We start from the raw sequence: 10,045 nt of genomic DNA on the forward strand, positions 1-10,045 counted from the left end.
GGCATATGTGGCCTGCACGATCACGCTTCATCTGGCAGATCATCCAGGAAGCATGATCGTTTGGCTGACCTACCTTCGCTTTACTCAAGCGTGTCTCAGCCAGCACTTTAAGTATAGGGCAGCCGACGATCAGGTCAACCTGAATCTGGCTGTGCGCGAGCCGCCTGATCCATCGATCTGCGCTACAGGGCCGCGATGAACTCGTCCCACGGCGTCGCTTGCAGCGTCTCGGTCGCGGCGTGTCCATAGCCCCGGATGATCAACGCCGCCCGCTCGAGCTGCTTCAGGTCGTCCGTCTCGACAATGTCCACGACGTCAAAGCGCCCGAGTGTCAGATAGCTGTCCTTCCAGGTGACGGCAGGGCACTCAGACTTGATTTTCTCGGCCACCGTGGCGGCGAGCTGCTTCATGTCCTTGGGATCCGTGAACGCATCAGGAGCGAGACGGCTGAGGATGACGTATGTAGTCATGGCATACCTCCGTGCAAGAAATTGCTCCGCAAACCGGCACGGCAGTCATGCGGGAACAACCGGCCGCAGGTCTTTCAGTCTATGTCATCGGCGCTCGCCTGCTGCGACGATGGCTTTGATCATCCATGCGCCTGCGAATGCAGTTCCACCACGTCCCGATCGGCTACCGGATGATCGGCGCCCACCTGCTGGCCGCTGAACTTGCCACTCCCCCAGATGCGGGCGAACTTGAACGTACTTGCGAGATCGGGGTGCACCTGCAAGGCGACATCCAGCACGGTGTCGCCGCGGCGCATCGTAAAAGGCCGGCGCTGGTCGACAGGTTTCCCGGGTGCCTTGGTGTAGACACGCACGATGCGCAGAGCCCTGAAAAGGAACGGTCCGACCTCGGCCAGTCCGCGCCCGTCGATGGCCGAGGTTGCGAGCGCCGGAAAGCTTACACCGAGCAGGTCTTCGAGCACGGCCGCGTCTTCCGGATTGGCGAGATCGGTCTTGTTGGCCAGCAGCAGCGCAGGGAGGTGAACACTGAACGGGTCAGCCGCCGGTTCCGCCGTCGCCCCAGGGCTGTCGGCCTGACCCGGCCAGCGCTCCGACAGGATGATCTTTGCCTCGGCGAGGCGCCGCAGAATCAACGCCAACTGTTCGGTACAGTCTGGCGCGCTCAGGTCGACCACCAACAGTACGCCGTCTGTCGCCCGCAATATGTCAGTGAGCCCGGGTTGCATGAATTCGACCGATACAGGTGGCAGGTCCACCAGCTGGAAAGCAATGTCGTCGAACGGCAACATGGCGGGGACCGGCACCTGCGTAGGGTGGGGGGAGGCTCCGACCTCGCTGCCCGATCCTGTCAGCCTTGCGTGCAGGCTGGATTTTCCCGCGCCGGGCGGGCCGATCAGACAGAGCTGGGCCGCGCCTTCGGCATGCACCGCATGTGCCGGCCCTCTGTGAGCGGCCTTCCCGTGGCCCGCAGATGCCTGCGTGAGCTCCCTGATGCGCGACTTGATATCGGCCTGCAGATGCTCCGTCCCCTTGTGCTTCGGGATGACACGGAGCATCTCCTTCAGGCATTCGAGCTGCTCGCGCGGCTGGCGTGCCAGCCGATAGGCTTGTTCGGCCTGCTTGTACTCTGGAGTGAGGTTTGCTGGCATGGGCTGTCGCCAGAGCTTCAGCGTCCGGAAGCCGAAAGAGCGATCCAATCGCCAAAGGGCAGTTTCATTTTAGTCTGCCGTCCGTGCTGCTAATGGCAAGCGGGGCCGGCAGTGGCGGCTCCGTACCCGGTCTCCAGCCCGACCATCCGCTCAGCGCGCAAGGCAGCCCGCCGGCCCCGCATGGTGTTGACCCCGCACAGCAGGCCCAGCCCGACCACGAAGTAGCTGCCGGTGACCAGCAGCGCCTGCCGGTGATCGCCGCCCGTCAGCCAGCTTGCCATGCCATAGGTCAGCGGCCCGGCGATCGAGGCCAGCTTGACCGCCAGGCCCCACAGACCGAAGAACTCGGCCGCGCGCGAGGGCGGGGCCAGCAGCCCCACCATGGCCCGTCCCGCGGACTGGGCGGCGCCCAGGCACAGGCCGGCCACGTTGGCGGCAAGCCAGAACAGCGGCGCTTCGCGCGCGGCGTGCGCCAGCAGGATGGTCAGGATCCAGCCCAGCAGCGTCAGGGCAATGGCGCGCACGTGGCCGATGCGGTCCTGCACAGGGCCGAACAGGAAGGCGCCGGCCGCCGCCGTCAGGTTGACCACCAGCACCAGGGTCAGGGTCTGCTGCATGGTGAAGCCCATGGCCTGGTTGGCGTAGATGGCGGTCAGCGTGATCACTGCCTGGATGCCGGCCTGGTAGAACAGGGTGCACAGCAGGAAGCGGCGCAGGTCCCTGAACTGGCGCAGCTGGCCCAGGCGTTGCCATACCCTGGCCCAGGCCTGTTCGCCAGCCGGCGCGGACGCAGCGATCCGTGGCGCGCCGCGGTCGCGCAGCAGCAGGAAGGTCGGCAGGCTCGCCAGGGCAAAGATGGCCGCCGTGATCAGCATGGTGACGGGAACGAACTGGCTGGCGACGTGGCCGCGTGCGCTGGCCCAGTTGACATAGAGCAGGCATGCGCCCAGCGTGGCCAGGCCACCGATATAGCCAAGGCTCCAGCCCCAGCCCGATACCCTGCCCAGGGCCCGGGTGGTGGAAAGCGACGGCAGGAAGGCTGCGATCAGGTTTTCGCCGCTGCCGAAAAAGAAGTTGGACAGGACCACGCACAGGATGGCCAGGCCAAGGGTGCCGGGCTGCGCAAAATAGAGCAGGGCGGTGAACACCACGCAACCCGCCGTCGTCACCGCAAGCAGTGGCTTCTTGGCTGCGCGCAGGTCGGCGTAGGCACCGACCAGCGGCGCGCTTAGCACCACCAGCGCATAGGAGAGCGAAAGCGCCGCGGTCCACGCCAGCGTGGCCCAGGACGCATTGCCGGCCACCACGGCGACGAAGTAGGCATTGAACAGCGCGGTGATGACCACGGTGGTGTAGCCAGAGTTGGCAAAGTCGTACATGGCCCATGCCCACACTTCGCGCGGCCGTACGTCGACGCCCAGGGCAGTGGGCTCGCTGGGCTCGCGAGCGTGGCCACCAGGTTGGGGCACGGTCATGTTCCTTCCTCCACGATGCGGCGCCGCTTCAGCCGAAGCAAGACGCCATAGACGGCCAGCGCCGCGAACACGTGCTTGAGCGTGTGCCCGCTGACCAGCCCCGTGAGCGCGGCGATCTGGTGATCCAGCACATCGCAAGCCAGGGCCAGCACATAGCAGCCGGTGATGGCCAGCACATCCCGGTCGCCAGTGTAGCGCGGCGCATAGAGGCAGAGCAGCAGTGGCACCACCAGCATGGCCGATGCCTGAACCAGCAGATAAGGGCGCAGGTCGCCGATGCCGCGGGCCTCGCTCCATGCCCAGTAGGCGACGCTGGCCGGCCCTGCGATCAGCAGCAGCGGCAGCAGCCGCAAGCCGGCCTTCAGGCTGACCCGCTCGCACAGGTTGGCGCCCAGCCAGGACATCAGCGCGAACGCCAGCGGGGCCCTGTCCCACACCAGCCGCTGGTTGTCCGGCGCAAGGTGGTAATAGGCGGAGCCCAGGCCAACCAGGAAGACGGCGAAGAAAAGCAGCCGGAAAGGCCAGGCCTCGGCCGGCGCGATAAAGGCACGGCTGGCAGCCGTGGTGCCCAGATAGCGCAGGCCTGCCGCGCCCGCGAGCAGGAACAGCAGATTGGAGCCGATGTCGAGGCAGTGGGGCGTGCCGAAGCAGACGTAAGGGTCGGCATAACGATGGTATTGCGGCGGCTGCGCGATGCGCGGCAGCAGCCAGGCCGCGGTGGCCATGGCCGCCACCAGCAGCCAGACTGCGGCGGCCCTGGCGGCAGGGCGGGCTTGTCGGCAGGCGCGCATGATGGCCTCCTTGCGCTTGTGGGCGGCCCCGTGACAGCCGCGTACTACCAAGTTTCGACAATTGTCTGTGGCTTTGCCAATTCCTTGGTCATGACGTCGCATTGTTTCGGCATTGGAACACTGTGTTTGCTTCGGGCAGGCTTCCGCAAATCTGAAGGGCTGCTATCTTCGAGCGCCGTGATCAAAACAAAGTGGCAGCGCCGCGATACACGTCGACGCTGCCCGAAACCCACGGATGTCAGTGAAGATAGCAACCCCATCAAGCCGGCTGGCGCACCTTGCTGCCGCCGTTCCGTTTGCGGCCTGCCTGTGCGCGCTTCCGGCCGCCGCCGACGCGGCAACCTTCTCGATGCAGGGCGGCTATGGCCGCGACAACCGCCACGGCGTTGAAAAATACGAAGTGGCCGCGCGCTGGGACGATATCGTGCAGTGGCAGCTGTCAAGCCGCCTTGCGCTGTCCCTGGACGGCGAGGTCAATCTCGCAAACTGGCGGGCGCTGTCGTCCCGGCCGTCGAGCCAGCTGACGGAGTTCGGCGTGTCACCGATCTTCCGCCTCAGCTATGCGGGCGAGTACGCGACGCCGTTTGTTGAAGCCTCCGTGGGTTTGCGCGTGCTCAGCCATACCGAGATCGCCGACGGCCATCGCATGGGCTCGGCGTTCCAGTTCTCTGACATGGTCGGCGTGGGCATTGCCTTCGGCAAGGCGCAGCGGCTTGCCATCGGCTACCGCTTCCAGCACCTGTCCAATGCCGGCATCAGGCAGCCCAATCCCGGCACCAACTTCAGCATGGGCTACGTGCGCTACCGCTTCTGACGGACGGCGGCCGGGCATCGTTCCAGCCACAGGACACTGCATTGCAATCCCACGGTCTACCGCGCGCCGGCTGCAGCTCCTATCATTGCTTCATGGATCATTGCCTGCCGCTATCGGTCGGCATACTCGGAGATCAGACATGAAGCGCATTCTGGGCGTCTACAGCGCACCGCGTCAGCACTGGGTCGGAGATGGCTTTCCGGTGCGCTCGATGTTTTCGTACATGAGCCACGGCAAGCAACTGAGCCCGTTTCTGCTTTTGGACTATGCCGGGCCGGCCGACTTCACGCCGACGCAGCGCCCGCGCGGGGTTGGCCAGCATCCGCACCGCGGTTTCGAGACCGTGACCATCGTCTACAAGGGCGAGGTCGCGCATCGCGACTCGACCGGGCAGGGCGGCGTGATCGGCCCCGGCGACGTGCAGTGGATGACGGCGGGCGCCGGCATCCTGCATGAGGAATTCCACTCGCCGGCCTTTACGCAAAGCGGCGGCGCGCTGGAAATGGTGCAGCTGTGGGTCAACCTGCCGGCGCGCGACAAGATGACCACGCCCGGCTACCAGGCCATCGTCGACCGCGATATCCCGGTGGTGCCGCTGCCCGATGGCGCCGGCACGGTGCGCGTGATCGCCGGCGAGTACGCGGGCAAGGCCGGTCCGGCGCGCACCTTCACGCCGATGCATGTGTGGGATATGCGCCTGAACCAGGGTGCCAGCGCGCGGCTGGCGCTGCCGGAGGGCTGGCATACCGCGCTGGTGGTGCTGCGCGGCAAGATCACCGTCAACGCGGAGGCGACGGTGCGGGATGCCGAGATGGTGGTGCTGGACGGTGCCGGCGAGGATGTGAACATCGAAGCCAGCACCGACGCGGTGGTGCTGCTGCTCAGCGGCGAGCCGATCGACGAGCCGATCGTCGGCCATGGCCCGTTCGTGATGAACACTGAAGAGCAGATCGCCGATGCCTTCCGCGACTTCAGCAGCGGTCATTTCGGCAGCATCGCGGCGGGCGGCCGGTAGGCGCCTGCTGCAGCAACGGGGGCTCGCCAACGCGAGCCCCCGCTTCGGTGCGGCTGGATTTACTGCACGTTGCCGGCGACCGCGATCACCTGGCCGGTGATGTAGTTGGAATCCGGCGAGCAGAACAGGTACACGCCGCCCGCGGCTTCTTCCGGGGTGCCCCCTCGGCCAAGCGGATTGCGCTGGGCGTGCGACTTCAGCATCTCCGGATTCAGCCCGACGCGGATTTCACGGCCTTCGATGTTGACCGTGGCGCCGGCCTTGGCGTCGGCCGAGGTCATGCGGGTGTGGATCAGCCCAAACGCCACCGCATTCACGTTGACGTTGAAGCGGCCCCACTCGCGCGCCATGGCGCGGGTCATGCCGATCACGCCGGCCTTGGCGCCGGAGTAGTTGATCTGGCCGGCATTGCCGTTCAGGCCCGAGGTCGACGAGATATTGACGATCTTGCGGTACACCTCGCGGCCGGCTTCCTTGTCGGCGGCGGCCAGTGCCTTGATGTGCGGGTAGGCGGCGCGCAGGATGCGGAATGGCGCGGTCATGTGGCAGTCCAGGATGGCGTACCACTGCTCGTCGCTCATCTTCTGCACCACGTCGTCCCAGGTGAAGCCGGCGTTGTTGACGATGATGTCGATGCTCTTGAAATTGCTCATCGCCGTGTTGATGAAGCGGTCGGCAAAGTCCGGTGCGGACACGTTGCCCACGCAGGCCACGGCTTCGACGCCCATTGCCTTCAGTTCCTCGACGGTCTGTTGCGCCGGCTCGGCGTCCAGGTCATTGATGACCAGGCGCGCGCCTTCGCGTGCCAGCCGCATGGCGATGGCGTTGCCGATGCCGCGGCCCGAACCGGTGACCAGTGCCACCTTGCCTTCAAGTGCTCCCATTTCAGACTCCTTGTGCTTGATTGGATTTACAGGGCAACGACGGCGTCGCCGAGGATCTTGCTTTCGCCATACTGGTTGGCGGTCTGGATTTCCAGCCTGACGCGCTTCTCGCCGTCGACTTCCAGCTTCTCCACCACGCGGCCGGTGCAGGTGATGCGATGGCCCAGGTGGGTGATGCCGACAAAACGCACGCCGAACTGGCGCAGCTGGCGCTGGTCCACCCACTGCGTCAGCAAGCGGCCCAGCCAGGCCATCGCCAGCATGCCGTGGGCAAACACGTCGGGGTTGCCGGCCTTGCGTGCGAAATCGATGTCGATGTGGATCGGGTTGTGGTCGTTCGACGCGCCGGCGAACAGCGCCAGCGTGGTGCGGTTGACCGGCTCCAGCGTCAGCGGCGGCAGGGTGTCGCCTACCTTGACCTGGTCGAAGCCTAGTTTGCTCATGCGGGTTCTCCGGTTCAAGTGCGATGCACCAGCACGCTGCGCAGGTCTGCCACGTGCTCGCCATCCTGGTTGGTCACGCGCGTCTCGCGCACTACGAATTCCAGCGCGCCGCCCTTCTTGTCGTAGATGTCGGCGATGGTGGACTTGAAGTGCAGGGTGTCGCCGGCGTAGGCCATGCGGTGGTAGGCAAAGGATTGCTCGCCGTGCAGGATGCGGTCGATGCGGATGCCCAGCTCATCTCGCCAGCCGGTCGCCGGCCCGGCCAGTTCCAGCGAAAAGAGGAAGGTCGGCGGCAACGGCAGGCCCGGGTGGCCGGCGTCGCGCGCGGCGGCTTCGTCGAGATAGACCGGATCGGTCTGGCCGGTGGCCTTGGCGAAGAAGCGCAGCTGGCTGGCCGGTGCGCAGGCGCGGAAATCCGCCACCACCTTGCCGATGTGTTTCTTGTCGATCATGGATGGCCTCCTGTGTCAGTGTGCTCAGGCGTGCTTCTGGTACAGCGTGACCACGCAGGCGCCGCCCAGGCCGAGGTTGTGCGTCAGGGCCAGGCGTGCGCCTTCCACCTGGCGCTGGTCGGCGGTGCCGCGCAGCTGCTGGACCATCTCGTAGCATTGCGCCAGGCCGGTGGCGCCCAGCGGATGGCCCTTGGACAGCAGGCCGCCTGACGGGTTGACCACCCACTTGCCGCCGTAGGTGTTGTCGCCGTCGTTGACCAGCTTCTCGGCGCCGCCTTCCGGGCACAGGCCGAGGCCTTCATAGGTCAGCAGCTCGTTCTGCGCGAAGCAGTCGTGCAGCTCGATCACGTCGAGGTCCTGCGGGCCGACGCCGGCCTGCTCATACACCTGCTGCGAGCCTTCGCGCGTCATGCCGAAGCCGACCACGCGGATCATGTCGCGTGCGTCGTAGGTGCTGGGGCGGTCGGTGGTCAGCGACTGGCCGGCGATCAGCACGTCGGTCTTCAGGCCCTTCCTGCGCGCGAATTCCTCCGACACCACGATGGCGGCAGCGGCGCCGCAGGTTGGCGGGCAGGCCATCAGGCGCGTGAGCACGCCTTCCCACAGCGCCGGCGCGGCCAGCACGTCCTCGGTGGTCAGCACGTTGCGGAATACGGCCAGCGGGTTGTTGGCGGCGTGGCGGCTGGCCTTGGCGCGGATCCTGGCGAAGGTTTCCAGCCTGGTGCCGTACTTTTCCATATGGGCCTTGCCGGCGCCGGAGAACTGGCGGATGGCATTGGGCAGGTCCTTGCGGTCGACCAGTTCGTCCACCAGGCCGATGGCGCGCTCAAGCGCCGGGGCGCGGTCGTCCCAGCGCGACTTCAGCGCGCCGGGCTGCATGAACTCGAAGCCGACCGCGAGCGCGCAGTCCACCGCGCCGCTCTGCACCGCCTGGCGCGCCAGGAACAGCGCCGACGAGCCGGTGGCGCAGTTGTTGTTCACGTTGATGACGGGGATGCCGGTCATGCCGACCTGGTACAGCGCCTTCTGGCCGCAGGTCGAGTCGCCATACACGTAGCCGGCGTAGGCCTGCTGCACGTCCTCATAGCCAAGGCCGGCGTCTTCCAGCGCCTGGCGCACGGCGGTTGCGCCCATCACGTCATAGGTGTCGCTGCTGCCCGGCTTCTTGAACGGGATCATGCCGGCGCCGGCGACGAAAACCTTGCGAGTCATAGGTGTGCTCCGATGATTGTTTGTCTTGGGGTCAGTGCTTACAGCTTGCGCGCGATCAGATCGCGCATCACTTCGCTGGTGCCGCCGTAGATGCGGGTCACGCGCATGTCGGCAAAGGCGCGCGCCACCGGGTACTCCATCATGTAGCCGTAGCCGCCGTGCAGCTGCACCATCTGGTCCAGCGCGGTGCCCAGCACTTCGGTCGCATGGAGCTTGGCGATGGCCGCTTCTTCCAGCGTCAGGCGGCGGCGGATGTGCTCGCCGAGGTAGTGGTCGACCAGCAGCCGCACCGAGATCGCCTGCGTCTTGATGTCGGCCAGCTTGAACTTGGTGTTCTGGAAGTCCCAGACGGTCTGGCTGAAGGCCTTGCGGTCCTTGACGTAGGCCAGCGTGTGTTCCAGGCAGACCTCCAGCTTGGCGGCGGCGCTGACCGCGATCGACAGGCGCTCCTGCGGCAGTTCGGCCATCAGGTAGGCAAAGCCCTTGCCTTCCTCGCCCAGCAGGTTGGCCACCGGCACGCGCACGTTGTCGAAGAACAGCTCGGCGGTGTCCTGCGCGTGCTGGCCGACCTTGTCCAGCTTGCGGCCGCGGCGGAAGCCCTCGCGCTCGGCTTCGACCACGATCAGGCTGACGCCGCGCGCGCCGGCGGTCGGGTCGGTCTTGCAGACCATGATGATCAGGTCGGCGTTCAGGCCGTTGCTGATGAAGGTCTTGCTGCCGTTGATCACGTACTCGTCGCCATCGCGGGTGGCAGTGGTGCGGATCGCCTTGAGGTCGCTGCCGGTGCCGGGCTCGGTCATGCCGATGGCGAGGATGTATTCGCCGGAGCAGACCTTGGGAAGCCAGCGCTGCTTCTGTTCCTCGTTGCCGATGCGGGCGATATACGGCGCGATGATGTCGGAGTGCACGCCGAAGCCGACCCCGCTCAGGCCGGCGCGGGCATACTCTTCGGCATAGATGGCGGAGTGGCCGAAGTCGCCGCCGCCGCCGCCGTACTCGGTCGGCAGCGTCACGCACAGCAGGCCTTCGCGGCCGGCCTTGAGCCAGGTCTCGCGGTCGACCTTGCCGGCCTTGTCCCATTCGGCTTGCCTGGGCAGGCATTCGCGTTCGAGGAAGCGGCGCACGGTGGTGCGGAACATCTCGTGGTCGTCACGATAGATGCTGCGGTTGATTTCCATTGAGTACTCCGGATGTCGGTCTGCGGAAGGTTGCCTCAGCCCAGCAATGCGGCCGTTGGTATGGCGCTAAGGTACCGGGGAGGAGGGGGCCGCGAACACCACCCGCGTCAGGTGGCCGGAGACAGCAAAGGGGCGGCCGCGCATGGGTTGCGCGGCGTTGGGG

At 66.3% G+C, this 10,045-nt stretch carries 11 protein-coding genes; 2 read left to right on the forward strand and 9 right to left on the reverse strand.

Annotation, left to right across the window (positions count from 1 at the left end; all coding sequences use genetic code 11):
• Nucleotides 1–182 precede the first annotated feature (182 nt).
• The 4 genes from AC3WQZ_RS21120 to AC3WQZ_RS21135 all read right to left on the reverse strand — a co-directional run bounded on the left by AC3WQZ_RS21120 (nt 183) and on the right by AC3WQZ_RS21135 (nt 3,884).
• Complete coding sequence (locus tag AC3WQZ_RS21120) at nt 183–470, reverse strand: GYD domain-containing protein (protein WP_010808918.1); 288 nt, start codon at nt 468–470, stop codon at nt 183–185.
• Between the two features lie 119 nt (nt 471–589).
• Nucleotides 590–1,618, reverse strand: coding sequence for a TGS domain-containing protein (locus AC3WQZ_RS21125; RefSeq protein WP_010808917.1), 1,029 nt, complete (start codon nt 1,616–1,618; stop codon nt 590–592).
• Nucleotides 1,619–1,707: 89 nt separating this feature from the next.
• A complete protein-coding gene (locus AC3WQZ_RS21130; protein ID WP_037024344.1) occupies nt 1,708–3,093 on the reverse strand; it encodes an MFS transporter in 1,386 nt (461 codons plus the stop codon).
• The gene (locus tag AC3WQZ_RS21135; RefSeq protein ID WP_058696881.1) at nt 3,090–3,884 is read right to left on the reverse strand and encodes a hypothetical protein; all 795 of its coding nucleotides are present in this window, start codon (nt 3,882–3,884) and stop codon (nt 3,090–3,092) included. Before AC3WQZ_RS21135 ends, AC3WQZ_RS21130 begins: the two co-directional genes overlap by 4 nt.
• Before the next feature lie 235 nt (nt 3,885–4,119).
• On the opposite strand from AC3WQZ_RS21135, the gene AC3WQZ_RS21140 reads away from it, so the two are divergent.
• Both AC3WQZ_RS21140 and AC3WQZ_RS21145 read left to right on the forward strand, forming a co-directional pair.
• Entirely contained in the window at nt 4,120–4,698 is a 579-nt protein-coding gene (locus AC3WQZ_RS21140; RefSeq protein WP_010808914.1) for an acyloxyacyl hydrolase, read from the forward strand.
• A 139-nt stretch (nt 4,699–4,837) separates the two neighbouring features.
• Complete coding sequence (locus AC3WQZ_RS21145) at nt 4,838–5,713, forward strand: pirin family protein (protein WP_439668701.1); 876 nt, start codon at nt 4,838–4,840, stop codon at nt 5,711–5,713.
• A gap of 59 nt (nt 5,714–5,772) precedes the next feature.
• On the opposite strand, the gene AC3WQZ_RS21150 is transcribed toward AC3WQZ_RS21145, so the two are convergent.
• From AC3WQZ_RS21150 to AC3WQZ_RS21170, 5 genes are read right to left on the reverse strand one after another with little or no spacing between them, the layout of a single operon-like run.
• Nucleotides 5,773–6,597, reverse strand: coding sequence for an SDR family NAD(P)-dependent oxidoreductase (locus tag AC3WQZ_RS21150; protein ID WP_010808912.1), 825 nt, complete (start codon nt 6,595–6,597; stop codon nt 5,773–5,775).
• A 26-nt stretch (nt 6,598–6,623) separates the two neighbouring features.
• Complete coding sequence (locus AC3WQZ_RS21155; RefSeq protein WP_010808911.1) at nt 6,624–7,040, reverse strand: MaoC family dehydratase; 417 nt, start codon at nt 7,038–7,040, stop codon at nt 6,624–6,626.
• A 14-nt stretch (nt 7,041–7,054) separates the two neighbouring features.
• The gene (locus AC3WQZ_RS21160) at nt 7,055–7,492 is read right to left on the reverse strand and encodes a MaoC family dehydratase N-terminal domain-containing protein (protein WP_010808910.1); all 438 of its coding nucleotides are present in this window, start codon (nt 7,490–7,492) and stop codon (nt 7,055–7,057) included.
• A gap of 24 nt (nt 7,493–7,516) precedes the next feature.
• Entirely contained in the window at nt 7,517–8,704 is a 1,188-nt protein-coding gene (locus tag AC3WQZ_RS21165; protein WP_010808909.1) for a lipid-transfer protein, read from the reverse strand.
• A gap of 38 nt (nt 8,705–8,742) precedes the next feature.
• Entirely contained in the window at nt 8,743–9,882 is a 1,140-nt protein-coding gene (locus AC3WQZ_RS21170) for an acyl-CoA dehydrogenase family protein (protein WP_010808908.1), read from the reverse strand.
• Nucleotides 9,883–10,045: the final 163 nt, after the last annotated feature.

The organism is Cupriavidus sp. FW305-26 (assembly GCF_058787975.1).

Coding starts and splice junctions, on each gene's coding strand:
- AC3WQZ_RS21155 (WP_010808911.1), bottom strand. CDS start 7,040: ATGAGCAAACTAGGCTTCGACCAGGTCAAGGTAGGCGACACCCTGCCG.
- AC3WQZ_RS21150 (WP_010808912.1), bottom strand. CDS start 6,597: ATGGGAGCACTTGAAGGCAAGGTGGCACTGGTCACCGGTTCGGGCCGC.
- AC3WQZ_RS21135 (WP_058696881.1), bottom strand. CDS start 3,884: ATGCGCGCCTGCCGACAAGCCCGCCCTGCCGCCAGGGCCGCCGCAGTC.
- AC3WQZ_RS21165 (WP_010808909.1), bottom strand. CDS start 8,704: ATGACTCGCAAGGTTTTCGTCGCCGGCGCCGGCATGATCCCGTTCAAG.
- AC3WQZ_RS21130 (WP_037024344.1), bottom strand. CDS start 3,093: ATGACCGTGCCCCAACCTGGTGGCCACGCTCGCGAGCCCAGCGAGCCC.
- AC3WQZ_RS21120 (WP_010808918.1), bottom strand. CDS start 470: ATGACTACATACGTCATCCTCAGCCGTCTCGCTCCTGATGCGTTCACG.
- AC3WQZ_RS21125 (WP_010808917.1), bottom strand. CDS start 1,618: ATGCCAGCAAACCTCACTCCAGAGTACAAGCAGGCCGAACAAGCCTAT.
- AC3WQZ_RS21140 (WP_010808914.1), top strand. CDS start 4,120: ATGTCAGTGAAGATAGCAACCCCATCAAGCCGGCTGGCGCACCTTGCT.
- AC3WQZ_RS21170 (WP_010808908.1), bottom strand. CDS start 9,882: ATGGAAATCAACCGCAGCATCTATCGTGACGACCACGAGATGTTCCGC.
- AC3WQZ_RS21145 (WP_439668701.1), top strand. CDS start 4,838: ATGAAGCGCATTCTGGGCGTCTACAGCGCACCGCGTCAGCACTGGGTC.
- AC3WQZ_RS21160 (WP_010808910.1), bottom strand. CDS start 7,492: ATGATCGACAAGAAACACATCGGCAAGGTGGTGGCGGATTTCCGCGCC.